Source organism: Klebsiella sp. MBT K-1 (genome assembly GCF_002556465.1).
Classification (GTDB): domain Bacteria; phylum Pseudomonadota; class Gammaproteobacteria; order Enterobacterales; family Enterobacteriaceae; genus Klebsiella; species Klebsiella grimontii.
Genome location: NZ_PDEL01000008.1, coordinates 210,876 through 236,581, shown reverse-complemented (window position 1 = coordinate 236,581; position 25,706 = coordinate 210,876). Strand labels below are relative to the sequence as shown.

Annotated in this window: 23 protein-coding genes and 2 pseudogenes; 13 read left to right on the top strand and 12 right to left on the bottom strand. The window is 53.3% G+C overall.

Annotated elements, in window-relative coordinates; translation table 11 throughout:
• Positions 1–3: 3 nt before the first annotated feature.
• Both CMQ96_RS28365 and CMQ96_RS14355 read right to left on the bottom strand, forming a co-directional pair.
• Positions 4–117: pseudogene (locus CMQ96_RS28365) on the bottom strand (IS3 family transposase); the annotation flags it as partial.
• Positions 118–203: 86 nt separating this feature from the next.
• Positions 204–740 carry a dihydrofolate reductase family protein gene (locus CMQ96_RS14355; protein ID WP_098066950.1) on the bottom strand — a complete coding sequence of 179 codons (537 nt, stop codon included), beginning with the start codon at positions 738–740 and terminating at the stop codon, positions 204–206.
• Between the two features lie 645 nt (positions 741–1,385).
• Between CMQ96_RS14355 and CMQ96_RS14350 the strand changes: the two genes are divergently transcribed.
• On the top strand, positions 1,386–2,609 hold the full coding sequence (locus tag CMQ96_RS14350; RefSeq protein WP_098066949.1) for a reverse transcriptase family protein: 1,224 nt from the start codon (positions 1,386–1,388) through the stop codon (positions 2,607–2,609).
• Positions 2,610–2,625: 16 nt separating this feature from the next.
• Positions 2,626–3,372, top strand: coding sequence for a retron Ec48 family effector membrane protein (locus CMQ96_RS28360; protein WP_141522387.1), 747 nt, complete (start codon positions 2,626–2,628; stop codon positions 3,370–3,372).
• A gap of 574 nt (positions 3,373–3,946) precedes the next feature.
• Here the strand turns inward: CMQ96_RS28360 and CMQ96_RS14345 are convergent.
• Positions 3,947–5,188: a hypothetical protein gene (locus CMQ96_RS14345; protein WP_217993229.1), complete on the bottom strand. Its 1,242-nt coding sequence runs from the start codon at positions 5,186–5,188 to the stop codon at positions 3,947–3,949.
• 777 nt (positions 5,189–5,965) lie between these two features.
• Between CMQ96_RS14345 and CMQ96_RS14340 the strand changes: the two are divergent.
• Positions 5,966–6,169: pseudogene (locus tag CMQ96_RS14340) on the top strand (integrase arm-type DNA-binding domain-containing protein); the annotation flags it as partial.
• A 203-nt stretch (positions 6,170–6,372) separates the two neighbouring features.
• On the opposite strand, the gene CMQ96_RS14335 reads toward CMQ96_RS14340, so the two are convergent.
• The 3 genes from CMQ96_RS14335 to CMQ96_RS14325 all read right to left on the bottom strand — a co-directional run bounded on the left by CMQ96_RS14335 (position 6,373) and on the right by CMQ96_RS14325 (position 9,586).
• Positions 6,373–7,725 carry an FKBP-type peptidyl-prolyl cis-trans isomerase N-terminal domain-containing protein gene (locus CMQ96_RS14335; RefSeq protein WP_224256369.1) on the bottom strand — a complete coding sequence of 451 codons (1,353 nt, stop codon included), beginning with the start codon at positions 7,723–7,725 and terminating at the stop codon, positions 6,373–6,375.
• 248 nt (positions 7,726–7,973) lie between these two features.
• Positions 7,974–8,378, bottom strand: coding sequence for a hypothetical protein (locus tag CMQ96_RS14330; RefSeq protein ID WP_049085044.1), 405 nt, complete (start codon positions 8,376–8,378; stop codon positions 7,974–7,976).
• A gap of 296 nt (positions 8,379–8,674) precedes the next feature.
• Complete coding sequence (locus CMQ96_RS14325; protein WP_004135102.1) at positions 8,675–9,586, bottom strand: LysR family transcriptional regulator; 912 nt, start codon at positions 9,584–9,586, stop codon at positions 8,675–8,677.
• Positions 9,587–9,702: 116 nt separating this feature from the next.
• On the opposite strand from CMQ96_RS14325, the gene speB (CMQ96_RS14320) reads away from it, so the two are divergent.
• The 8 genes from speB (CMQ96_RS14320) to CMQ96_RS14285 all read left to right on the top strand — a co-directional run bounded on the left by speB (CMQ96_RS14320) (position 9,703) and on the right by CMQ96_RS14285 (position 17,495).
• Positions 9,703–10,653 (top strand): agmatinase, encoded by a 951-nt coding sequence (speB, locus tag CMQ96_RS14320; RefSeq protein WP_004135100.1) that lies wholly within the window; start codon positions 9,703–9,705, stop codon positions 10,651–10,653.
• 10 nt (positions 10,654–10,663) lie between these two features.
• Positions 10,664–11,512 carry a sugar phosphate isomerase/epimerase gene (locus CMQ96_RS14315; protein ID WP_049131004.1) on the top strand — a complete coding sequence of 283 codons (849 nt, stop codon included), beginning with the start codon at positions 10,664–10,666 and terminating at the stop codon, positions 11,510–11,512.
• A 12-nt stretch (positions 11,513–11,524) separates the two neighbouring features.
• Complete coding sequence (locus tag CMQ96_RS14310; RefSeq protein WP_049131002.1) at positions 11,525–12,601, top strand: isopenicillin N synthase family oxygenase; 1,077 nt, start codon at positions 11,525–11,527, stop codon at positions 12,599–12,601.
• Between the two features lie 9 nt (positions 12,602–12,610).
• Positions 12,611–13,414, top strand: a complete 804-nt coding sequence (locus CMQ96_RS14305) for an ABC transporter substrate-binding protein (RefSeq protein WP_024358401.1) — start codon at positions 12,611–12,613, stop codon at positions 13,412–13,414.
• Positions 13,415–13,438: 24 nt separating this feature from the next.
• Positions 13,439–14,959: an amino acid ABC transporter permease/ATP-binding protein gene (locus CMQ96_RS14300; RefSeq protein ID WP_049130999.1), complete on the top strand. Its 1,521-nt coding sequence runs from the start codon at positions 13,439–13,441 to the stop codon at positions 14,957–14,959.
• Positions 14,960–15,688: a class II aldolase/adducin family protein gene (locus CMQ96_RS14295; protein WP_049130998.1), complete on the top strand. Its 729-nt coding sequence runs from the start codon at positions 14,960–14,962 to the stop codon at positions 15,686–15,688.
• A 5-nt stretch (positions 15,689–15,693) separates the two neighbouring features.
• Entirely contained in the window at positions 15,694–16,626 is a 933-nt protein-coding gene (locus tag CMQ96_RS14290; RefSeq protein WP_024358402.1) for a glyoxylate/hydroxypyruvate reductase A, read from the top strand.
• Between the two features lie 74 nt (positions 16,627–16,700).
• A complete protein-coding gene (locus CMQ96_RS14285) occupies positions 16,701–17,495 on the top strand; it encodes an SDR family NAD(P)-dependent oxidoreductase (RefSeq protein ID WP_004135085.1) in 795 nt (264 codons plus the stop codon).
• A gap of 242 nt (positions 17,496–17,737) precedes the next feature.
• On the opposite strand, the gene speB (CMQ96_RS14275) is transcribed toward CMQ96_RS14285, so the two are convergent.
• Positions 17,738–18,709, bottom strand: coding sequence for an agmatinase (speB, locus tag CMQ96_RS14275; protein WP_004135083.1), 972 nt, complete (start codon positions 18,707–18,709; stop codon positions 17,738–17,740).
• A 134-nt stretch (positions 18,710–18,843) separates the two neighbouring features.
• On the opposite strand from speB (CMQ96_RS14275), the gene CMQ96_RS14270 reads away from it, so the two are divergent.
• The gene (locus CMQ96_RS14270; RefSeq protein ID WP_004135081.1) at positions 18,844–19,746 is read left to right on the top strand and encodes a LysR family transcriptional regulator; all 903 of its coding nucleotides are present in this window, start codon (positions 18,844–18,846) and stop codon (positions 19,744–19,746) included.
• Here CMQ96_RS14270 and CMQ96_RS14265 read toward each other — a convergent pair.
• Complete coding sequence (locus CMQ96_RS14265) at positions 19,743–20,936, bottom strand: MFS transporter (protein WP_098066947.1); 1,194 nt, start codon at positions 20,934–20,936, stop codon at positions 19,743–19,745. The two genes, CMQ96_RS14270 and CMQ96_RS14265, sit on opposite strands and share 4 nt — an antisense overlap.
• Before the next feature lie 64 nt (positions 20,937–21,000).
• A complete protein-coding gene (locus CMQ96_RS14260; protein WP_024358405.1) occupies positions 21,001–21,777 on the bottom strand; it encodes an SDR family NAD(P)-dependent oxidoreductase in 777 nt (258 codons plus the stop codon).
• Between the two features lie 144 nt (positions 21,778–21,921).
• Here CMQ96_RS14260 and CMQ96_RS14255 point away from each other — a divergent pair, with 144 nt between their 5' ends.
• On the top strand, positions 21,922–22,842 hold the full coding sequence (locus CMQ96_RS14255) for a LysR substrate-binding domain-containing protein (RefSeq protein ID WP_049089887.1): 921 nt from the start codon (positions 21,922–21,924) through the stop codon (positions 22,840–22,842).
• Positions 22,843–22,881: 39 nt separating this feature from the next.
• Here CMQ96_RS14255 and CMQ96_RS14250 read toward each other — a convergent pair whose 3' ends face one another.
• From CMQ96_RS14250 to CMQ96_RS14240, 3 genes are all read right to left on the bottom strand, one after another.
• Positions 22,882–23,655 (bottom strand): transporter substrate-binding domain-containing protein, encoded by a 774-nt coding sequence (locus tag CMQ96_RS14250; protein WP_098066946.1) that lies wholly within the window; start codon positions 23,653–23,655, stop codon positions 22,882–22,884.
• 35 nt (positions 23,656–23,690) lie between these two features.
• Positions 23,691–24,485 (bottom strand): CatB-related O-acetyltransferase, encoded by a 795-nt coding sequence (locus CMQ96_RS14245; RefSeq protein ID WP_049085033.1) that lies wholly within the window; start codon positions 24,483–24,485, stop codon positions 23,691–23,693.
• 135 nt (positions 24,486–24,620) lie between these two features.
• Positions 24,621–25,685 (bottom strand): fimbrial protein, encoded by a 1,065-nt coding sequence (locus CMQ96_RS14240; RefSeq protein ID WP_224247014.1) that lies wholly within the window; start codon positions 25,683–25,685, stop codon positions 24,621–24,623.
• Positions 25,686–25,706 lie beyond the last annotated feature (21 nt).

The following is a 25,706-nucleotide window of genomic DNA, read 5'->3' as shown; positions in this document are numbered from 1 at the left end:
ACTTTACCGCCGGCTCCGATTGCTGAACAGGTCTATGTCATCGAAGATATCGGCACGAGCCAGATCACGGGTTTTGTAGACCCGCTTTCTGATGCAATGCTTTTTCAGCGAACTGAAGCAAGGTCGTATAAGTAAAACAGTACCGCTGGCAGCAGGGCCATTTTCTCGCTTTAGCGGAGGGCAATAGTATGCTTAGATTCAGCTTATGCCGTCAGCCGATAGTGCGACTGCACCAGACCCGAAGGGAAGCTGCGGGTGGATAATAGCGTCAAATCGATATCATGGGGTAATACTTCGAATAGCGGTTTTCCCGAACCAAGCAGGACAGGAACGGTAGTGATAACGATATCGGCGATCAGACCTTCGCGCAGGAACGACTGTATTAACTGCCCACCATCGATATAGACCCGGTGCACGTTCTTCTCCATCAGGTCAGCAAGAGCCTCCCTTGGCGTGCTGCCTGAAAACTGCACTTTACCCTTCAGAGCCTCGGGCACGGGGGTATCGGTTAGCTGCCGGGAAAGCACCAGCACGGGTCGATCATAAGGCCATTCGTCAAAAGTCAGCACCTTCTCATAGCTGCCTCGCCCCATAATGATCCAATCTTTGTCCGCGATGAATGCGGCATAGCCATGATCTTCTGTCGGGTCATCGCGCTTCAACAGCCAGTCGATATCGCCATCCTGTCGAGCGATATAACCATCAAGACTGACCGCGATGAAAACATGTGTGGTAATCATCAAGTGCTCCGTATTCAGGTTGCATATATCTCGTTGAGTTTAGTAATGTCCGCTCCAGGCACGAAGCGAGCAAGTTACCTAAGCTGAAGGTCCGCAGGGAGCAAGAAGCGGACCTTCACAAGTTGTTAAAGAGAACCCTCGGACAGGTTAACGAGTAGCACAACTATGAATGTAGTAGGTTTTAATGCTGATGTGATCGAGACCACGTAAGCAAATAACATAATAAAGAGGTTCGTACAGCATATACTCGCGATAAGTACCTGGAGCAACGCATAGGTTTAATGGAATGGTAGGGGGAATATCAGTAGTGCTGATTGATAAACATGCGCATAACAACATTAGCAAAATTTTGACAGTTATATCAAATGAGTGTATATATACCTCTGCATTAGCGAACCGCTTTTTTGCAACAATCGGCTGAGATTATTTGTCTTTAATTGACTAATGCCGCAAGGCGCTTAGTTTGACTAAGCTATTCGGGAGAGGGCCCCACGCACGCCTCTCTCTCGGCTACGCAGAGTAGAGTTGGACGGTAAGCTCGATCATGGGGATTATGGCAGTTGTCAGTTATAGCCGATAAAAGCAACATAACCCCCAGTCCTCTTTATTCGAGGTGGTCGAGCTTATATTGTATAAAGGATTATTATGTCTTTCCCTATACGCCATACTAAAAAGAAAACTGTCTCCGCAATAAACTCAATTAGTTCATTATGTTCTACTCTTAGTATAACTAGAGCCGAACTTGAAACAGCATTATCAACTCCTGATAAAGAAAGATATACTCCTTCTGAAGTTGAAAAAAGTGATGGTACCACAAGGAATGTTTATAATCCAAAATCATTGATTAGAAAAATTCAACGTCGCATTAACAGGAGAATATTTAATATATACACTCCAAAAGGACGAGAAAAGAAAAACCCTCCTATTATTTGGGCGTCGTATCTATTTGGTTCAATACCAAATCAATTTTTGGATGAAGATATTGAACAAAAAGATTACATTGCATGTGCGCGAGTTCATTGCCAATCGAAAAGCCTTTTAAAAGTAGATATTAAAAATTTTTTCGATAATGTTCAAGCAATACATGTTGAGAATATCTTTTCTAAATTTTTCTTTTTTAGCGATGATGTATCACAGGCTTTGACAAATATCTGCTGTTATGAGGGACATTTAGTACAAGGAGCGTTAACGTCAAGCTATTTATCCTGCTTATGTCTACATGATGTCGAATGGAAGATTGTTGATAGGTTATCTCGAAAGAATTTAAGGTATACTCGCTTAGTTGACGATATAACAGTATCATCAACAGTGTCTAATTATGACTTTTCATATGCAAAAGATATAATTATTAATATGTTACATGAGAAAGATTTACCTGTTAATTTAAAAAAAACTCAACAGTATTATACATCGACTACTCCATTAACAGTTCATGGGTTGCGTGTTTCATTTTCCGAGCCTCGTCTCCCTTCAGACGAGGCAAAACGAATTAGAGCATCCGTACGCAATATTGAAAGCTTAGCCGCTGAAAGAAATTACCGTACAACTCATGCTTATAGAAAGGATTTCAACAGATGCATGGGCCGAGTCAATAAACTTAAGCGGGTAAATCACTCTCAATATGAAAGCTTAGTAAATCGACTTTTTAAACTTTTCCCTTTACCATCAAAAAAAGATCTTGATAGGGTGTCTATTTCCTTAGCCAACCTTGAAGATGATTTTCATAAAGGTAAGCATGATACTTATTGGTATTGGAAAAGATATCATAGAGTGCATGAGCGTATAAATATTTTACAACGAACCTTTGTCCGTGAAGCGATTATATTTCGCAACAAAACAAAAGCTATAAAACCGAGCTACATACAATAATCTTCAGGTTAAAGTAATGAAAAATTTTTTCAAAAATTATATCCTTCTAGAAAAAATTGATTCACACTCTCTTAGAATCTTGCTTCTATGTTTGATTACTATTGTTACTCTAGGCATTATACTTTTTGTAACTTCATTTATTTTAACTGGAGTGCAAGAAGGTTTTTTTAGTCGGACTTTTTGTTTCAATAATACCTGTATTTCAAATTTCACTAACGGTTACTCACAATCAATATTAATATTGCAAGCAACTTTTATATTATTGGGGTTAGTAGCTAGCATAGGTGGAATAATTGTTGCATTGCTTGGGTATACTAATAGTGTCAGCGTGTCAGCTCTTGGCAACCATATATCACACTTTAAGATATTTCAAGAGTACTTATCATACGAAATAAATAAAAGAGATCGTCTATCCGCATCTTCATTTGATATATTCAAATGGTATAACATCATTTTTAATAAATCTCGTTCTGGCTCTACATCCATATCTCAAGACTACTGCAATCTGATTGTAAAATTAAACAGTGCTATAAGTGACTCAAATACTGCATGTTCACTAGCCAAATCAGGTTCTTTCTCTTACGTAAGGCATCAAAATAATATCACGAATTTGCTTCGAGATTTTGGAATAATCCATCCTCGATTACCTAGAAATGATTATTATGAGGTTGAAGATCAAGTTTTTGAATTGATAGACAATATGAATAGAGAGTTTTGCTATTCATCATCCATAGAACCACTAGCAAAAAGACTGTATAGATAGTGACTGAGGGTTATTCAATAAGATTGTGATTGATAGCGAAATAGATGAGAATTGGGTTAGTAGTATTTAGGAGAAGGCATCAAAATATGAAAAGCGTCATAATATGTAGTTGACAAATTCATCTAAAATGAAGATGTCAGCTTTTGGCACTTAGCTGCTATTCAATTTGTAACTTTACTAACCCCCTTAGTCTCGCCGATATCTCGGGTCGTCAGCCCACATACGCTAACCGGCAAAGCCGGAAAGCTTAGTCGAACCGCGAAGGGACGCGTTTCGGTCCTGTCGGCTAGGGTCTACTGGCTGACTGCGTGCAACTAAATTGCGAACTTATGCCTCCTGCGTTGAATCTGGCATTCCTGAACGGTCAGCAGGATCCACCCGTGGCGGCCGGCAGAATGCCAAAACACACCAGCAACGCGCTAAAGTTGCGATCAATGCAGTGACGGATCGTCATCTTACCTCGCAAGAGCGTCGTACTTCGGGTGACGCGTTTATTTCTGCTATGCTGCAGCCTATGCCTTCACATTTGCAGCGCTGCACTCGGCGCTTTCGCTATGGAGTGTAAGTTTCGCATTTAGTATCGGTCATTACGATCGCTATAAGATGCCCATGTTTTGATGCTTTTGTCGATTTCATCCATGTGATCGCCGGTCGCGCCTACGTCTGCAAGGAGGGCTACGCTAACGAATCCCGGCTCACCCGCAACGGGTGGAAGCCGCCACGCTTCGTATCGCGTGACACCTGACTTTGTTCCTGGCGGTGGCATGGGATTCGGCCCCCAAGATTTTGCAATCTCGGGATTGGTTCTCTGCAATTCGTTGAAGTCAATTGTCCAGCGATGATCTGATACCGTGCCGAATTTAGGAACGATGCTAGGAAGCAGATAGTCCCGGACAATATTGTCCAAATCATGAAGTACGGCCGGCGGTGTCGCCGGGTTTGGTCGGATAATGACTTCAAGAGCTACCGAAACGACAAGAGGATTGATAAGCCAATCCCAGCGATTCTTGAAGGCGGTGATTTCTTTCGAGACGTTCTGCTTAAATTCGTCCGAACTGCCTTTAGTAATCGGTAGTTCACCAACCTGCAGGCGGATCTTGGATGCGCTTATGAGGCTCGCCCACATTTCTTGCCCAAAACCCGTAGGAATGTCTTTCGGACCACCGTACATCCAGTTTAAAACGGGAATGGTGACGCCGCTGCTCTTGAGCAAGGCCCGCTGCGCGTACCATCGTACCATCTTCCTGTAAGCATCGTATCCATCGTCACCGAGACTTCGACGGTAATTTGTCTCGTTGTCTATGAGGTCACGGAATGTCTTTATCCAGTCGGCCTCACAATCTTGCTCATAAAAATAGTCGCTGCTCATCTCGATGGAGCGCCTTGCTTCAGTCGCAAGTTCAAGATCATCGAGCATAGACCCGAATGGCTGCGCTCCGATGCTGATAGCAGGAGAGATTTCTCCGTGGCGACAGGAAACGGAGAGCGCCTGAATTTGCCGGTCATCTTTATACAAGAGGTGTCGGCGTGGCCATTTCACATTCGAGCGGCGTACGCCGAGAAGATCCAACAAGTTCTTAGCGATGGTGTGTGCTTGCGGCGCGTTCTTACTTGTTGTCGCAAGATCAATTTTCAGTGCAACGTCGCCTGTGAATGTAGCTCGTTTCAAAGTGGTTAGCTGTTCGGCTACCGCTTCTTGGAATTTATCCCGTTCGGCTTCGGGCATTTTCTTTGATTGCGGCTCAATATTATCAATGTAGATATACACGCGCCGCTGTTTACGTTTCTCATAGCGAGCGCGAGCATCACTATTCATAAAATCCTTGAACCTGCTCATGGCACCCCGAGTCACATATCTAATAGCCATTCTCAAACACCAGTGTTGATGTTTTCAATGGCCTGAAACGGTCAGTTTATCATAATGAAGCTTAAGCAAGTTGGCGTCTCAATTTCGCGGATTGCGCTACTCTAGGTTCGCTAACCCCAAAAGTATTTACCGGATCATGCAGGCGAATAACCTGTTGCTGGCAAAATCTGGCCATAAAAAGCCAGCGCACCGTCATACCGGCAACGTCGTGACACTTAAGCCGGATACCGGTATCGCCTTCGGTTGTTAGTGTGTATTAGATAAGCATGATTTTCCGCCCGGAAAATTCAAGATAGTGAATTATCCGACAGAAATGCTCACTTCCGGAAACGAACGACAAGCCTATAGCGTCCACCAGAGCCTAAACTAGCACGGAAAATCCGCCTCCAACAATCAACTTAAAAATCAAGCAGATAAAAAACCCCTTCCATATCAACATCATCACCACTCTTTTTGCGCCTTCCCCTTCGCGCAAAAAATCAAAATCCCCAACAAACTCAACCACCTCCCCCATCAATTACAAGGACGCCAGCCCAAAATTCTCCATCGGTGATTACCAGAGTCATCCGATGAAGTCCTGAAAGCCCGCACGGCGCAAGCCCTGCGGGCTTTTTTGTGCCCTCAATTTGTCCCGCAAAATCTCAAGCAAACTAATTTAATCTGAACCTTTTAGGCCCATTGATAGGCCCAACGCAAAGCTCTATTGTTTTCGTTGGGCCTAAACGCATGGAGACTCCCCATGGCAAGAAAACCAAGCCGTTAACTGATACGGAAACCAAAGCCGCCAAACCTAAATATGATGATTAGCAGCAGTATGATGGTGACGGAATTACCCTATTAATCAAGTCCAGCGGTAGTAAGCTCTGGCAGTTCCGCTACTACCGACTTCTGACCAAACAACAAATCAAACAGAGCTTCGGTGACTACCCTAACGCCTTTGACTCAAACCTCATATATCTGATGGATTTACTGCAGTTGGAAGCGACCGGTTAAATGCGCGCTGGGTAATAATCTGCCCGCCAGGCGATTGTTACAGAAGCAATATCCGTCCCAGGCGCGTGACTGCAAACATTTCGTATACGGGCAATGACTTTGCGGATGCGTAAATCCGGCCGGAACTCGCTATTTATCGTTTAGGGCATTAACTCGAAGGTGATGGAGATTAAAGTATCAGGATTCACGTCAGCCGGCGTGGTGCTATATAATGAGCCGGCCTGACCATACAGCGTTACCGTTCCGCCTTTAAAACCGGATGATAATACCTTAGCCAGCAGCGGATCGGTTTGTTTATCGTACACCATCGTTGAATTCATCGTATTAAGTATCGGCGTACCATCCATCTTTTTCTCCAGAATATTCAAGGATAAAGTCTCATTCTGCTTGTACGGAGCTTTCCCCTTTTTATCAATCACAAAATAGACGCCATTAGGCAAAACCTCATATTTTTTGTTTTTGATTTTAGCCATGATTCTTTTTTCAATATCAATGTACTTAGACGATAGTTTTTCGTTAAGCATGTTGACGATGCTTTCAATTTCGTTTTCCTGCATTCTAAGTTTTTTATTATAGGCATCATTAAACCCGGAAACCAACGCTGAAGGCGCTAGCTTGACATTATTGTCGGCCATTTTATTCACATCGGATAGCGCCTGAGTCAGGTAGAAAACACCCAGCGCATAGGCATTTTTGTTGCTTTTATCCGCCAGGTTTACATCGCTTTGCTTGATGGCCAGGCTATCGAGCGTTGACTGTAATTCTTTATTTTTATCATTCAACGCAGCGACTGAAGCATCATATTTTTTCTGCGCCGTTTCAGCCGCCGCGATGAGCTCAGCGTTCTTTTTCGACAGCGCGTCAAGAGCGGTTTTTTGCTGGCTTTCGCCCTGCGTGTTCTCAGTTTTCAGCGCGGCAATCTGCGCCGATAGCGTGCGGGTGGTCTCATCCAGCTTTTTCTGCGCCGCTGTTGCTGCTGCGCGAAGTTCCAGATTCTTTCCCATCAGCGTATCGATGGTGGTTTTTTGCAGGCTCTCCCCCTGCTCCTTCTGGGTTTGCAGCGCGGCGATTTGCACCGACATCGTGCGGGTCGTGTCATCGAGCTTTTTCTGCGCGGCAGCAGCAGCGGCGGCCAGCTCGGCGTTCTTTTTCGTTAGCGCATCAAGCGCGGTTTTCTGCCCGCTTTCGCGCTGCGCATACTGAGCCTTCAATGCGCTAATTTGCGCCGACAGGTCGCGGGTCGTGTCATCCAGCTTTTTTTGCGCCGCGTCGGCGGCGGCGGTCAGCTCGGCGTTTTTCTTCATCAGCGCGCTAGCGGCGGCAGGATCGCCGCTCTCTTGCTGCCCACGCTGCGCTTTCAGCGCGGCAATCTGCGCCGACAGCTGGCGCGTCGTTTCATCGAGCTTTTTCTCCGCCGCTTTGGCCGCAGCGCTCAGCTCCGCATTTTGTTTGCGCAAAGCGCTAAGCGTACTTTCAGTTTTCGTCTGATTCACTTTCTTTCTGACGACGTCCTGCTTTTGCGGTGCTTTTTTATCACGGCTATCGTTATGTTGTTTAGCCGACGCCGAATCCCCGCTGGCGGCGTCTGAGGCCGGCGGATTGTTGATTTCGAGTTTCGATATATTATCAAGGAAATCTCCTCTCTCAGCACGAGCGGGAAAAATCACAATAAGGGTAAAGAGAGACAATAAAATCGCAAGACCGCGAAGATTATATATATTCAATTCCCCCTTATGGTACATCATCTGGCCAGCCCATTCTTAAGTTCGGCTTTTCTTGCCCGGATTTCGAACTCTTTAATTAATTTCTGCGAAATACTATTACACTTATCATTTATCTTGTATTCAAAAAGTGGAGTAATCGTTGACTTTACGCTGGCCGACGTTTGGCTTGAAACAGAAGCATAAAACTTAGCGTCGTTGATTAAACCATACAGCTCGTTTGAATCCTGCTGAAACTTTTTATCGAGCTTAACTAAAGCATCAACATCCTGGATACACTGCTGTAAGGCAGGAATCTGAGCCGGCTGTTCATTTTGCATCACATCTTTTTTTATTAGCGCGCTCTGTGGTTTTTTAACATTAGCGCACCCCTGTAATAAACCGACAGAAATGCACACCAATGCTAATAATCTATTTCTTATCATTTTCCCATCCATTAGAAAAAAATTTCAAAAAATATATTTGTCGATTCCAGCAGAAAAAATTTTAACAAACAACGCCAGGCGTTAGATTTGCCATTAATTCAGAAAAAACACACAAAAAGGCTATTTTTTAACCAATTAATAGATGGGAATTATCCTGGTACCAGGCGATATTTTTATCTGAGATTTTACTCAAATTCATATTTTTAATAGCAAACCGCAGTTTATATGCCTGATATTCAACGGGCGTTTGCCAAATCAAATCAGGCATAAGTTTTTTCTAAATCCAGACCAAAAGATCACTCACTCCACTTCGGTCTGGCCACCGTATTCTTCTTCAGAAGATTGCGAAACTCCTTCAGGTAAGGTTCATTGCTGCGCCCGCGTTTGCATATCGCTGAGAAGGGAGATTGAAAGCCAAACTCATTGGGCAGCAGCACGCGCAGGCGATTCTCCTTAATCCAAGGCCAGGCGTAGTGCTCGGGAAGGTAGCCGATATATTTCCCGGACAGGATCAACAGCAGCTGCGCATCGACGGTTTCAACGGTCGCGCTGCCCTTGCTGAAGCCGCGCCGCCGCAGATCGCTGGTATTCCAGTAGCTGCGCGTCACCAGCGGACACTGGCTGATCAGCTCTTTATCGAGCTGTCGGCTAAAGAACATAGGATGCAGGTCGCTGCAGTAGAGCCAGTGCTGCTCGCGGTAGAGCGGTTCGCTAATGATGTTATGCACCCGCGAGTTGTAGCTGCCGATAGCGAGATCGATATGGTTATTCAGTACGCCGTTTAGCTGTTCCGCCGGGGTACGGATAATCAGCTTGATATGCACATTGGGAAACTTATCGCTAAAGCTGCGCAGCACCACCGGCAGCGACAGCGCGGTTTCCGTTTCGATGGAATCAAGCGTTGAGATACAAATCGTACCGCTATGCTCGCCTTTCAGCAGCGCCGACTGGCGCTCTAGCTCGTTCAGTTCACTCAGCACGCGGATCGCCTGCTGTAAAAAATGCTGCCCTTTTTCGGTCAGCGCAAAGCCGCCGCGCCCGCGCTGGCACAGGCTAAAGCCAAGCTGGCCTTCCAGCTGCGACATCGCATTGCTGATTGCGGAAACGGAAATCCCCAGCTCCTGCTGGGCCCGGCCATAGCTCTCAAGACGGGCCACCGCCTCAAAAACCTGGAGCTGTCGAATGTTAAGCGTCGCGTCGTTAAGCATGGCGTTTTAGTTCACTAATAAATGAACTAAGTATTTGCGGCAGACGATTTAAAGTCCAGCGCATCTTTCGCACTATCCCAGTTGTTGAGTTTTGTTGGTCAGATTCAGGAGCTGAAATGGATAACGTCTTTCATCAACCGCAGGGTGGCAACGAAATGCCGCGTTTTGGCGGCCGCGCCACAATGATGCGCCTGCCATTTATTGATAACTTACAGGGACTTGATGCAGCATTTGTCGGCATCCCGCTGGATATCGGGACCTCACAACGTTCCGGAACGCGCTACGGGCCGCGCTACATTCGTACCGAATCGGTGATGATTCGTCCGTACAATATGGCCACCGGCGCCGCGCCTTTTGATTCTCTGTCGGTAGCGGATATCGGCGACGTACCGATTAACACCTACAATCTGCTTAAATCGGTGCAAATTATCGAAGATTACTACACCGGTTTGAATAGTTTTCCGCTTATCCCCCTGACTCTCGGGGGCGATCACACCATTACCCTGCCCATACTGCGCGCGCTAACCAAAAAGCACGGTCCGGTTGGGCTGATTCACATCGATGCCCACACCGATACCAACGATGAAATGTTCGGCGAAAAGATCGCCCACGGCACCACCTTCCGCCGCGCCGTCGAAGAGGGGCTGCTGGACCTCAAACGCGTCGTTCAGATAGGCCAACGCGCGCAGGGCTACGCCGCCGGCGACTTCCAGTGGGGCGTCGATCGCGGCTTTCGTCTGGTCCAGGCGGAGCAGTGCTGGCACAAATCCCTGGCCCCGCTAATGGCCGAGGTTCGCCAGCAGATGGGAGATGGCCCGGTTTATCTCAGCTTTGATATCGATAGCCTCGACCCCATCTGGGCACCCGGCACCGGCACTCCGGAAGTCGGCGGCCTGACATCGATTCAGGCGCTGGAAATCGTGCGCGGCTGCCGCGGCCTGAACCTGATAGGCTGCGACCTGGTCGAGGTCTCGCCTCCCTACGACGTCAGCGGCAACACATCCCAGCTGGCCGCCAACCTGCTGTATGAAATGCTCTGCGTTCTCCCCGGCGTGAAATACCCATAGAGGAAAAACCATGCAGCTTAACGTCTTTCGTACGCTGTGGGGCGTCACCACCCCGTGGCAGCAAACGGTCAACGAACTCAAAAGCGTCGGCTGCTGCGGCATTGAAGCGCGGGTTCCGCTGACGGTGGAAGAGCAGCGGACGCTGGCCCAACGCATCGACGCGTCCGCGCTGGAGTATATCGCCATTGCCTTCAGCGGCGGCGGCGTCATTCCGGCTCAGAGCGAAACGCCCGCGCAGCACCTGGAGCGCTTAAAAGAACGTTTTGCGGCGGCAAAAGCGCTTAATCCGCGCTTCGTAAACCTGCTGGCCGGTAACGACCGCTGGCCGCTGGCGCAGCAGGTGGATTTTCTCGGCAGGGCGCATGAGCTCGCCGCCGAATATGAGCTGTTCTGCAGCTTTGAAACCCATCGCGCCACGTCGCTGTATAGCCCGTGGCTGACGCTGGAGATCGTTCAACAGCTGCCGCAGCTGCGCTTTACCGCCGATATCAGCCACTGGATCGTGGTAAGCGAGCGCCTGCTGGATGACCCCTGCGATGACTTCAGCGCTTTTATCGAACGGGTTCACCATATTCAGGCCCGCGTCGGCTACGACCAGGGACCGCAGGTGCCGCACCCCGCCGCGCCGGAATATCAGTCGGCCCTGCAGTTTCAACAGCGCTTCTGGGAACAGATCTGGCAATCGCAGCGCCGGCGCGGCTACCAGCAAACCACCCTTACGCCGGAGTTTGGCCCCGATGGCTACCTGCATCACCTGCCGTTTACTAACGTTCCGGTCGCCGACCTGTGGTCGCTGAATGCCTGGATGGCCCAGCGTGAACAGCGGCATTTTGTTGAATCCACCTCGCTAACTGAATAAGGAACTGAAGAAATGACCGCTGCAAAAAGTTCTTTTACTGAATTACCGACCATCGATATCAGCGACCTGACCTGCGACGATCTCGCCCGACGCCAGGCGGTGGCCGACGCTATCGGCCAGGCGGCCCGCGAAGTCGGCTTTTTCTACATTACCGGCCACGGCATCGCGCCTGAACTGATTGCCGGGGTCCGCGCGGCGGCCAAAGAGATTTTCGCCCTGCCGATGGAGCGCAAGATGGCGTACTACATCGGACAGTCGAAAAGCCATAAAGGCTACGTTCCGGAAGGCGAAGAGATTTACGGCTCCGGCAAGCCGGATCACAAAGAAGCGTTCGATATCGGCTTTCAGGCCGCTGACGACCACCCGTACGTCATCGCGAAAACGCCGCTGATTGGCGCCAACGAGTGGCCGGACGTGCCGGCGTTTAAATCCCGGGTGCTGGCCTACTATGAGGCGGTCTTCGCCCTTGGACATCGCCTGTTTGACGCCTTCGCTCTCGCCCTTGGCCTGCCGGAAGGCTATTTCAGGTCGATGGTCACCTGCCCGCCGTCGAAGCTGCGCCTGATCCACTACCCCTTTGACGCCAGCGCCGAAGACGTTCCCGGTATTGGTGCACATACCGACTATGAGTGCTTCACTCTGCTGCTCGCCGACCAGCCGGGTCTTGAAGTGCTGAATGAAGATAGCGACTGGATCGACGCCCCGCCGCTGAAGAACGCGACCGGAGAAGAGGCTTTCGTGATTAATATCGGCGACATGCTCGAAGTCCTGAGCGCTGGCACATTTATTGCAACTGCACACCGCGTACGCAAGGTGCCGCAGGAGCGCTACTCCTTCCCGCTGTTCTTCGCCTGCGACTACCACACGCTGATCCGCCCGCTGCCGGGTTTCCTTGAGGCAGGCGAAGCCAGCGAGTATCAAGAACTGAGCATTGGTGAGCATATGTGGAGCCAGGCGTTACAGACCTATCGCTACCTGCGCGAGAAAGTCACCCGAGGCGAGCTCCAGCTCCCCGAACGCGCCCGCGGCACTAACACCTTTGGTCATCTGAAAAAACAAGCACAGCAAAAAACCGTAAATAACCCGTGAGGATAAATGATGAACAAAACGCTAAAAAAACTCTCGCGCCGTGTGGCTTTATCCATCGCCGTCACCGCTTGTTTTTCACCGCTGGCTCAGGCCGCAGAGCTGCTGACCGAGGGCGTATTTAAAGTGGGGATGGAGGTGACCTATCCGCCCTTTGAGTCCTACGACAGCAATAACAACATTGTCGGTATCGACCCGGAGTTCGCGGCGCTGATCGCCGAGCATCTGAAGGCCAAACCGCAGCTTATCGACACGAAGTTCACCAGTCTGATCTTAGGCATCGGTAAAAAATACGATGCGGTGATCTCCGGTATGTACGTGACGCCCGAGCGCCAGAAGCAGGCGGACGCTATCCCTTATGCCCTGTCCGGCGCGTCAATCATTGCGCTAAAAAACAGCACTATTCAGCCGAAAACGGAAGACGAACTGTGCGGCGTGAAGGTGGGACTGCAGGCGGGTACCGCCTGGGTTTCGAGCCTGAAAACGCACTCCGACGAGTACTGTCTGAAAAACGGCAAACCGGCCATTAGTATTCAGGAATTCCCGACCGCGCCGGAAGCCTCCCAGGCCCTGCTGTCGAAAAATATCAACGCCCAGTTAGAAATCGCCCCGGCGGCGCAAATTATCGTCGAAAAAAGCCGCGGTCGCCTGGCCATTAGCTCAAACCGCCTGGTCTATCCGCTGCCGCTGGGAATTTACGTCGCCAAAGGCAATACCGAGTTGGCCGAGGCCATTAAATCAACGTTAGCCACCCTTAAAGCCAACGGCAAATACGACGCCATCATCAAGAAATACAACTTAGAAAGCATCAACTAATACAATAATGAAACGGGAGTCGGTATGGAGTTCGATTGGGGATACTTTTTCTCATTATTTAGCGTTGGGGCATTCTGGCAGGCGTGTGTCACCGTAGTTGTCGTCAGTTCATTGTCCTGGTTTATTGGCCTGATATTAGGTTTTCTTTTAGCCTGCGCTAAGCTCTCCGGCCCGCGCTGGCTGAAGGTTCCCGTCGAACTCTATATTTGGTTTTTCCGCAGCGTGCCGCTGATGGTCCTGCTGGTCTTTGTCTATAACCTGCCGCAGCTGTTTCCGGCCACCCAACCGCTGCTCGGCATTCCGTTTATTGCCGGGCTGGTATCGATGACGGTGACCGAAGCGGCCTATATGGCGGAAATCCATCGCGGCGGACTGCTTTCGGTCGCCAAAGGGCAAAGCGAAGCCGGCCATGCCTTAAGCTTTAGTTTTATCGGCGTTCAGCGCTTAATTATTATCCCGCAGGCGTTTCGTATTTCCCTGCCCACCCTGATTAACGAATACATCACCATCATCAAACTCAGCTCGATTCTGTCGGTGATTTCGCTGCCGGAACTGCTGCTGACCGGCCAGCGCCTGTATGCGCAGAATTTCCTCGTCATGGAGACGCTGCTGGCGGTCGCCGTTTATTACGTCATGGTGGTGACGGTGTTTACCTGGCTGTTCAGGGGGCTGGAAAACCTGCTGGATATTCAACGTAAGCGTCCGCAAACGCTCAATGAGAGTGAATGCGCAACCCTGCGCCAGAACCTGAAGCCGCCGGTACAGATGCAAAAAGCGCAGGCCGCCAACGGCAACCCGCCGGCGCTGGATCTCCATGCCATCGAAAAATCCTGGGGCCAACACCACGTGCTGAAAGGCATCGACCTGAAAGTGGAAAACGGCGAGGTGATCAGCATCATCGGCCCGTCCGGCTCCGGCAAGACCACCCTGATCCGCACGATTAACGCCCTTGAGAGCATCGACGGCGGCGAGATCATTCTTTACGGCGAGGATTATCTGAAAGGCGCATCCGTTGTCGATAAACAGCAAATGCGCGCGGGCGTACGCCGCATCGGCATGGTGTTCCAGGGCTTCAACCTGTTTCCCCACCGCACGGTGCTGGATAACGTGATGCTCGCCCCGCTCTATCACAAGCTGCTTGACCGCGCCGCCGCCAGGGAGCAGGCGCTGTGGCTGCTGGATCGCGTCGGTCTGCTGGCGCACGCCGAAAAGTACCCGTACCAGCTCTCCGGCGGCCAGCAGCAGCGCGTAGCCATTGCCCGCGCCCTGGCGCTGAAACCGGACATCATGCTGTTTGATGAACCCACGTCGGCGCTGGACCCTGAACTGGTTGGCGAAGTGCTGAAGGTCATTCAGTCCCTCGCCCGCGAAGGCATGACGATGATTATCGTGACCCACGAGATGGACTTCGCCTTATCAATTTCTGACCGGGTGGTGATGATGGAAAACGGCGTCGTGCAGAGCGATATGCCGCCGCAGCGCATTCGTAACGATGTCGCCGATCCGTCGCTGACCCGCATTCGTGAATTTATGGGAGTGCAATAAATGGCAACTGAACGGGAACTACGCCAGCAGCTGGCCGCCGCCTATCGTCTGGCGGCGCTCTTCGGCTGGGAAGACACGCTGTATACCCACTTTTCCGTACGCCTGCCCGGCGACGGCGAGCCGCGGTTTTTGATTAACCCCTTCGGCATGATGTTTGACGAAGTCACCGCCAGCAATTTAATCGTGGTCGATATGCAGGGTAAGGTCGTCGAAGGCAGCGCCCCGGCGAACTCGGCGGGCTTTACGATTCATAGCGCGGTCCATATGGCCCGCGAAGACGCCCACTGCGTGATCCACACCCATACGCTGCCGGGGATGGCGGTTGCCGCCTGCGCAGACGGGCTGCTGCAGCTTAACCAAATCAACACCGAATTTTATCAACGCGTCGGCTACCATCCTTATGAAGGCGTGGCGTTCGATCTCGATGAACGGGTGCGGATCCAGCGCTCGCTCGGCGAGAACATCGCCATGATCCTGCAAAGCCACGGCCTGCTGTCGGTCGGGCGCACCGTCGCCGATGCGTTTTATATCATGTACTACCTGAACCGCGCCTGCGAGATCCAGATGGCCGCCGCGCAGCTGGCGCCACTCAGCCCCATTCATACGATACCTGAGCCGCTGAGCCGACACGCCTGCGAGCAGCTGATGGGGGTTGAACATGAACGCCAGCTGGTGTGGCAGGCGTGGCTACGCCGCCTCGATCGTCTTGATACTTCTTATAAAAGCTAATGCCTATGACTCAGTTAACCATCGTCGTGGATTGTAACGATCCTCAGTACAGCGAGGAAATTTGCGCCGCGCTCGCGCTGTTTCCGCAAGTGAAAGCGGTTCTGCCAGAGGACCCCGCCGCCCGCGAGGCGCAATACGCCTGCTGCTGGTTTCCCGACCCGCAGCTGCTGGCGCGCTCGCCTCAGCTGAAGCTGATCCAGGCCGCGTCCGCCGGCGTCGACCATTTGCCCGCCAGCGTTTTCGCCAGCGACGTTCCGCTCTGTCGGGTGGTGGATGAAGATTTTCGTCACGGTATGTTTGAATACGCGCTGTGGGGCGTGCTGTGGTTTCAGCGGCGCTTTGACCGGGCGCTGGCCCACCAGCGCGAGCGCGTCTGGAAAATGTATCCACAGCGAGCGGCAGCCGATTATCACGTTGGCGTCATGGGCCTCGGCGAAATTGGCGGCTATATCGCCTCGCAGCTGGCCGGGCTGGGGTATCGGGTTTCCGGCTGGGCGCGTAGCGAAAAAGCCCTTACCGACGTGCGCTGCTACCACGGGGAGGCGCAGGCCGGCGAATTCCTTGGCCAACTGGATGCGCTGATCAACGTCCTGCCGTTAACCGAGCAGACGCGAGGCATCCTCGCCCATCCTTTACTGCAGCAGTTGCCCGACGGCGCGGCGCTGATTAACTGCGGCCGCGGCGAGCATATGGTGAATCGGGACGTGCTCGAGGCGCTGGATAGCGGCAAGCTCTCCGGCGCGCTGCTTGACGTCTTCCCCGTCGAGCCGCTGCCCCAGCAAGACCCGCTATGGCAACATCCGCAGGTGGTTATCACTCCGCATATGGCCTCCATCGCGCAGACGGAGGTGATTGCCCGCCAGCTGCTGGACAACATCCAGCGGCTGCGGCAGGCGCTGCCGCTGAAAAACCTGGTGAACAAACAGAGCGGTTATTAAGCCCGAAAACGTCAATAGTCTCATATCCGCTGCTACGCTTAATGGTCTGTCCGACAAAAAATAAGGCTGTCAGCATGAATATTGATTTATCGGGGAAAGTCGCACTGGTCACCGCCTCTACCGGCGGTATTGGTTTCGCCATCGCCAAAGGTCTGGCGGCCAGCGGCGCGGAAGTGATAATTAATGGTCGCAGCGAGCGTAGCGTGAGCGCGGCCCTCGCCCGTTTGCAAAATGCGGTTCCCGGCGCAACAACGCGTCCGGCGATCGCCGACTTAAGCAGCGCTGAGGGCGTCAATTTGCTGGTGCAGGCGGTGAGCGGGGTCGACATTCTGGTGAATAACGCCGGTATTTACGGCCCGCAGGATTTCTATGAAACCGATGATGCAACCTGGGAAAACTACTGGCAAACCAACGTGATGTCCGGAGTGCGTCTTTCCCGTGCCCTGCTACCGGCTATGGTGCAGCAAGGCTGGGGTCGGGTGGTGTTTATCTCTTCGGAATCGGCACGTAATATTCCGGCGGATATGATTCATTACGGCGTGACTAAAACCGCTCAGCTGTCGCTGGCCCGCGGGCTGGCGAAGTTTGTCGCCGGAAGCGGCGTCACGGTCAATAGCGTGCTACCGGGGCCAACTATCTCTGATGGCTTTGCTGAGATGATGAAAGATGAAGTCGCGAAAACCGGGAAATCGCTGGAACAGCTGGCAAAAGAGTTCGTGATGGCGAACCGCCCAAGCTCGGTGATTCAGCGCGCGGCCACGGTGGAAGAAGTTGCCAATATGGTGGTTTACGTCTGCTCGACACAGGCTTCAGCGACGTCAGGTGCGGCGCTACGCGTTGATGGCGGCGTGGTGGATGATATTGTCTGATAAGCTGCGCACCATAATATTGGCCCCGGTTTTGGCATAGGGGATCGCATCCGCCTGCCGGGTACGCTCCGGTGTGATATAGCGCGCCGAGGATTAAGCTGCTGAATTTGGTATCCGCCAGCTGTAGCGTCAGGGTGGCGTCCGCCGCATTGGCCGCCGGGACAAGTCCCGATGCCAGAACCAGCGTAGTGGCGAGATAGCGCAATGAGAGATTTCTTTTCATCATAAGGCTCCCTCGTTATTTATAGAGAAATGCGCCAATGATGGGCGTCGGCAAGCTGGCACAAGAGTTCAAACATCATGGTCGCGCCGGTCAGGCTGGTGAGATTGCCCTGATCAAAGGGCGGCGAGACTTCCACTACGTCGGCACCAATCAGATTCAATCCCGCAAGCTGACGAACGCAGCGCTGCGCCTGCAGCGTGGTCATACCGCCAATTTCCGGCGTTCCGGTACCTGGCGCATAGACCGGATCCAGGACATCGATATCGAAGCTGATATAGGTAGGCTGCTCGCCGACAATCGCGCGCGCCCGCTGCATCACCTTGTCAATACCCAGCTCGTCCACCTGCTCCATGCGAATGATGGTGATGCCGTTTTCCTCCGCCCAGCAGTGTTCATCTGCGGAAAACAGCGCGCCGCGAATACCAATTTGTACCGTACGCCGTGGATCGAGAACCCCCTCTTCTACCGCACGACGAAACGGGGTACCGTGGGTAAAGCGCTCGCCGCCGAAATAACTGTCGTTGGTATCCGAGTGGGCATCAAAATGGATCATTCCCAGCGGTTTATCCCGTCCGAGCGCGCGTAAAATCGGCAACGTGGTGAGATGGTCGCCGCCAGCGGTTAAAGGCATCACCTGCTGTTCAGCCAGGGCGCGATACCAGGCCTCAATGCGCGCCAGGCTATCCTGCATATCAACCGGATTGATACGCACATCCCCCAGGTCACCAACGCGGGCGTAATCATAGGGAGAACGGCGGGTAGTCTGGTGGATCCGACGCACCAGGCTTGAGGCATTGCGTAGCTCGCGTGGCCCGTGGCGAGTTCCCGCACGGTTTGTTGTTCCGCCGTCCCACGGCACGCCTACGATGCCGATATCCAGCTCAGCGGCCTGCGGTGCGAAAGGGAGGCGGAAAAAAGTCGGCAATCCGCTAAAGCGCGGGATTTCACCGTCCTGCGGCTGCGGATAGTTTTTTTCTGTTGCGGTAGTCATTGCGGTGTCTCCATGGCTTATTGGGCGATGAAGACATACTGCTGAACGGGGAATAGAGAAAAAATAGTCAAAGCCAAAAAATTAGTTTAGAAAAATAACAACAAAACCGGAGCTTACAGCGGAGTATCCCCTTTATGTCAGTTGGAAAATTTCCCAATCTGCGGCTGTTACACGTGTTTATTACCGTAGCGAAATACCAGGGCTACGCCAATGCGCAGCAGGAGCTCAACCTGACAGTTTCGGCTATCAGCAACTATATGAGCGAACTGGAAGAGAAACTTGGGATCATCCTCTGCCGTCGCGGCAGGGGCGGTTTTTCTCTGACCGAAAAAGGGGAAACCGTACTCCAGCAAAGCATCGACCTGCTGAATTCAATGGAGGATTTTGAGCGCAATACGGCGACGCTACGCGGCGAACAAACCGGGATCTTTAACTTTGGAGTGATCGATTCAACAATTACCGACCCGATGCTGCCGATGAGCGACATCATCGCCACATTTAGCGAACGTTTCCCGCGGGTGCATATCAATTTACAGGTCAAAAGCCCGAACGCGCTTTTGCAGGGTGTACTGAACAATGAACTGGATATTGCCATCGGCACCTTCTCGTTGCAGGCCAATAGCGTGGTGTCCCATCCGCTCTATCGCGAACAAAACTGGCTCTATTGCGGCGACAAACACTCGCTATTTACCCTTAAACATCCGACGGAAGCACTGATTTCCGAGATGCGAATGGTCACCCGCAGCTACTGGAGCAGCAGCGATTTAGGGCGTAAGGGCTTTAAGCGGAGCGTCGCAAGCGCGGAAAGTATGGAAGCGCAGCTGATGCTGATTCTGTCCGGCAAATACGTCGGCTATCTGCCGGAACACTACGCTTTGCCATGGGTGCAATCGCATAAGCTGCGCGCACTGCTGCCGACGGAATATGGCTATCAAGCGCCTTTTTCGCTGATTTTCCGCCGCGGCCGCAGCAAAGAACCCCTGATTCGCGCCATGCGCGATATCGTGCGCTTGCGCGTTAAATCACGCAAAAGTTAGACCCTCTGGGCTGCCCTTCCCCCCACCAGTACCGCCGCCAGCGCAACCACAACCGGCGCCAGCGAACCCCACAGCACGGCATTCCAGCCGAAGAGATTCATCAATGCGCCGGAGGAAAACGAGCCAATCATCATGACCCCGAAGACAATAAAATCGTTCAGCGATTGCACCTGAGTTTTCTCTTCCGGGCGGTGAAAATCCATAATCTGCGCCGACGCGCCGGTAAAGCCGAAGTTCCAGCCAATGCCGAGCAGGATGAGCGACAGCCAGTAGTGCATAACGTCGATACCGGCGAGGCCAACCATCACCGACAGCACCAGCAGAATCAACCCTGCGGCGTTAATACGCCGGGCGCCGAAGCGATTAATCAACTTGCCGGTAAAAAATCCGGGGCCGTACATGGCGATCACGTGCCACTGAATGCCCAGATTCGACGCCTGCTGCGAGATACCGTGCATGTGCATGGAAAGCGGCGCGGCGGTCATCAGAAAGTTCATCACCATATAGGAGATTGCGCCGCTGAAGACCGTCCGGGAAAACCCCGGCTGGCGTACGATTTCGCCCAGTGGACGCCCGCCAGATTGGGTCTGCGCCACCGGCGCGGCGGTTTTTACCCCCAGCAAGACCAGCGCCGATAGCGCCGCCACCAGTCCCTGAGCGATAAAGGTCATTGCGAAGGTGTGCGGTGGCCACAGATTCATGGTGCCGGTCACCAGCATCGGGCCGATAACCCCCGCCGCCACGCCACCCCCCATGACCAGGGAGAGCGCCCGGGCGCGCCGCTCGCCGCTGACGCCGTCGGTGGCGGCAAAGCGGAAAGAAACCGCCACCGCCGCATAGGCGCCGCCGAAAAAGGCCGCGATACAGAATAGCCAGAACGAACCGAGCACCACCGCCAGCGCAGCCAGCACTCCCGTCAACACGCCGGCCCCGGTGCCGGTCATAAAGACCGTTTTGCGTCCGCGCCTTCTGGCCAGTGCGCCAAACGGCAGTATGCAGGCGGCCATGCCCAGCACAAAAATGGTCACAGGCAGCGTTGCCAGCGTCGGAGAGGGCGCGATGGCGTTGCCAACAATCGCGCCGGTGGCGTAAAACACCACCGAGTTTGCCCCCGCCAGCGCCTGTGCCGTCGCCAGGCGAATAATATTCTGGTTTTGCTGCCCGACGGGCAGCGTTATCTCAGCGCTCATGGACTCTTTTTATCCTGAATTCGTTTTCGTTATGCCAATACCCTGACTGACATAATGAACGTAATCAGGCATTCCGACCAGCCATCACGCCGCCATCAATATCCCAAACCGCGCCGGTCACCCAGCGGGTGCTCTCGCTGAGGAGAAAAGCGACGGTCTGCGCGATATCATCAGGCGTGCCGACGCGGCCAATGGGATGGAAGCCGTCAAAGCTATTCATCACCGCCTTCACATCCTCTTCAGGAATAAAGCCTTCATAGATTGGCGTATGCACCACCGCCGGGGATACCGCATTGACGCGAATACCGCTGCCGCCCAGCTCAATCGCCAGGTTTTTCGTCAGCGCATGCAGCCCCGCCTTCGCCATGGAGTATGCCGAGGACGGCGTCGCGCCGATGGCCTGCTGCGCCCACATCGACCCGATATTCACAATCGAGCCTTTGATGCCGTTGGCCAGCATATTGCGCACCACCTCGCGGGTGATAAAAAACGTCGCGCGGTTGAGATGCATATACCGATCGTAATCGGCCATTTCATGTTCGATAAACGGCTTCGGGAAGAAGATGCCGGCGGCGTTGACCAGCAGGCTGATATCCTGATGCTCTGCATTGATGTTCGCCATTACCTGCTGCATACCGGCCTCGCTCGTCAGGTCAGCGACGATAACATCTACCTTCCCCGCTGCCGCCAGCGCCTGGCGCGCCCGTTCGGCCTTTTCCCGGCGATTGCCCACCAGCACCACGCTGCCGCCATTCTCCACCACCCGTTTGGCCGTCGCCAGCCCCATACCGCTGGTTCCGCCAACCACGAGCAGTTTTTTTCCCATAAACGTCGTATTCATCATTCACCTCTTCACGTTTGCTTGTATGGCCTCAGCATGCCTGTCCACAACCGCGCTGACGAATGAGAAGAAATAGTCCTGCAGCAAAGAAAATCTATCTTGATAGCCTATACTGAGGCGAAATTTGACTGAGGGATATCCAGCATGCGATCGCTTAACCGACTGAAATGGCTTCACGCTTTTGAAGCCGCCGCCCGCCACGGCAGCTTTACCGGCGCGGCGCGCGAGCTGGGGGTCACCCCCGCCGCCGTCGGGCAACTGGTCAGGGCGCTGGAAGAGTGGGTCGGCCATCCGCTGCTGCACCGCACCCGTGCCGGTAAAGCGCGTCTGACCCTGGTGAGCGAGGCCCAGGAAGCGCTGCAGGATATTACGCAGGGACTGGATAAGCTGGAGAGCGGGCTGAATAAGCTTCGCGGCCGCCGGGCGCGTTCGGTGGTGGTGATCACCGCCTCGCAGGTGCTGATGATGAACTGGCTGATGGAGCGCTTAAATCGCTTCTCCGCCGCCCATGAAAATATCGACCTGCGCCTCAACGTTACGGAAAAGCTGATGGATGTGGCCCACGGCGAAGCGGATTTAGGCATTCGCTGCGGCCGCGGCGACTGGCCCGGGGTCGATAAAACCTGGCTGATGGATGAGGAGGCGGTGCTGGTGTGCAGCCCGCTTATCGTCCCGGCAGAAAAAATCGCCTGCGGCGACTGGCTGGCGGCGCAAAAGCTAATTCATGATGATACGCCGCATCCCGGCGCCAGCTTTCCCTCATGGGAGGATGTGCTGGCCGCGGCTCAGGCCCCGACGGCGCGCGATAGCGGAATGCATATCGACTCAACGTCGGCGGTTATCCTTGCCGCCCTCAGCGGGCGCGGCGTCGCCCTCGTCCGCCGGGCGCTGGTAAAACAGCTCCTCGCCACGGGGCAGCTCGTCCAGCTACAGCCCGCCCGCCGCTGGCCGCTCACCTGGTCCTACTACATCGTGACGCCGCAGCATGCGGTCATGCGTCCGGAAGTGACGGTGTTTTATGACTGGCTGCTTCACGATGTGCTGGCGGAAAACCCGATGCGCTGATTATCTTCCGCCAAACCCGCATAGAAAATCTTTATTGCACTATGGTTTTACCTGGTCATGAATACGCCACTTCTGCTTAAGCACATTTTTATCCTGGCTGGCCAGCCACTGGTTTACCTTCTCCAGCAGCTGCGGGTTATCTTTATTCATCATGTAGACTTTAAAGCTGGCGGTGCCCGGGAACGGCGTCTCGTTAGCCACGCAGAATACGCCCGGTTCATTGCTCTGGTAATAGACGCCTTCAATCAGGTCGGTCACCATCATATCCGCCGTTTTCTGCCGCAGCGCTTCAAGGTTATCGATATTGTTTTTCACCCGGATAATTTGCGCATGCTTGATATGTTCATCGACAAAGCTTTGGTTGGTTCCCCCCGGATTCACTACCACCTTCACGTTCGGCTGGTCGATTTTTTCCAGGCTACCGAGGGCTGGCGCCGACGCGCAGTTAGCCAGCGCAATCTTGCCGTTCGGCACCACCGGCTGGCTTAACGCGAAATCCTTCGCCCGCGCCGCGGTTTCCGTCACCCCGCCCATGGCGATATCAAACTTATCGGCCTGCAGATCGGCGGAGAGCGTTGGCCAACTGGTCGGCACGAAGCGCACCTTCAGGCCAAGCTGCTTGCCGAGATCTTTCGCCATATCCACATCGTAGCCCAGCAGTTCTCCGGCTTTATTGTGAAACGCCAGCGGCGCGTAGTCTCCCGGCACACCGACTTTAAGTTCGCCGCTTTGTTGGATGCTGTTCATGTCGCGCGCCTGGGCGCCAAAGGCGATGGCGGCAATGATGAAAGCAAGACCTGACTTCAACTTCATCTTTATATCCTTGTCCTAATGTGAACCGCTTTTGATTAAACCGCGCTGCGCAGCGGGTTCTGTTTATTCGCCATAAAATCTTTAATCATGGTCGCCGTCAATACCGGCGGCGAAAAAGCGGACAGCGTCCCTTCGGCGGCGCGCCCGGCGAGCAGCTCGCAAAAGCGTTCAACCTGATTAACCGGACAAGCGGCAATATCCTGGGCAGAGTAACGCCACCAGCGTAGCGCCAGCAGCTGCGCGATAATCGCCTCGCTAAAGCGCATGCGGATGACCTTCGCCGGATTACCACCGACGATAGCGTACGGCGCGACGTCTTTGACCACCAGCGCGTTGGCGGCAATAACGGCCCCATCGCCAATCGTGATGCCCTGCGCCAGGGTGACATTCTGACCAATCCACACATCGTTGCCGATGGTGATTGGCCGGGGTGTTTTCTCAAAAGGGTAAAACTGGTTGGGCCTGCCGCTGTCGGCCGCCAGCGTCGCCATAACGCCGGAGTGATGGGCATAAAAAACCGGGCTGGCGCTGGCCCACTCCAGCGGATGCCGGTCGCCCAGCACCTGGAGCCGATCGGCAATCGAGGTGTAGCGCCCTACCCTGATGAGCGCCGGCAGCAGGGTTCGCGTATAGCTAAAAGCGCCCAGTGAGGCCAGCCGTTCGCCGCAGCGCCCCCAGTAGGTGGTATAGGCCTCGGTAGCTAAATTTTCCGGTACGTCGATCGGCAGATCATCACGGTAAAAGGCGTGGGCGCAGACCAGCTTCTGCCCGCCGACAAAAACGCGCTGCGCCTGCAATAGAGGCTTAAGATCACCAAAGGCGATTTTCATTTTCGATTTTCCCGCACAAAAGTACTCCCGGCCAGCCGCTTAATCTCTCGATCATTGATAGCGTACCGATCCGCTCACCGTGCGAAAAATCGTTATGACATCTCTTTTTTGTGAGCCACAGCGCGAAAGCGACGGTCAGTTATACTCCAGCGCAAACGTCACCATGCTATTGGCGGTGCCGGCGGTTACCGCGTCATCCGTCTGTACGTACTGGGCGTTGAAGTTGATATTTTCCGCCGCGCCGGCGCTGCTGGCGGTAATCCGCTTGAGCACAGGTAAGTTGCTGGCCTCGTTAATTTTGACGCCGGTTCCGGCTGCCGGCGCCGGGGCGCTGTTATTGCCGTAGGTGAGCCTGACGCCCACCCCGCTCGCGGAGGCATTGTCTTTGCTGAGCGCCAGGGTATCCGTTCCCCCGGTTTGCGTCGTCACGCCAAAAAAACCAATACGGATATCGGTCGGCGTGGAGCAGAAGACCGGAATGGAGAAGCTCCTGGCGCTGCCGCCGACGGTATTTTTGCCTTTAAACTCCGCTTTATTTACCGCGCCGAGGCTGACGTGAATATTCGCGGTTGAGACCTGACAGCTGCCGCTGCTGCCGATATCGACATTCAGCGCGGCCATATCGAGAGTGACCGGCGGGCTGGCGACAAAAGCGGCACTGCTGTCGGCCTGCTGCTGAATAGTCAGTTCGCCAATCTGCGGCTGCGCCGGAACGTTAGCGTGGTTACCGCTGGCCAGGGCGACCTCGCCGGTCTTATAAAACGTCACGAAGACTTTCACCACAATCTGCTGCTGCGTCAGCAGGTTAGCTATTTCATTGCTGTCGCAAACCGTCACGGACTCCGCGCTACCGGCCGCATGGCTGCCATCAATCACGCGAATGGCGCCGCCGCTGCACTGAAAACCCAACGTGTAGCCCATGCCGTCCAGCGCGGAGGGAAAAACGTGCTGGCCGCCGATCGACAGGGGCGATGAGGCGGTTTTAAGCTGCCGATACACCAGACGTTTAGCCGCCGCTTTCGGCAGCTGAAGATCGCAGGTGAAATGAATTCCGCTGCCGTTATCCGCCATCACGCTGGTCATCTGCGTATTCAGCGGCAGCGTAGGCAGGTACTTGATATTCTGGACGTTAACGGTCATCTGACCGATATCCCCTTTGCAGGTTTCCGCCCACCCGCCGTGGCTATAAATCCCGGCCATTAGCAGCAATAAAAACGATAC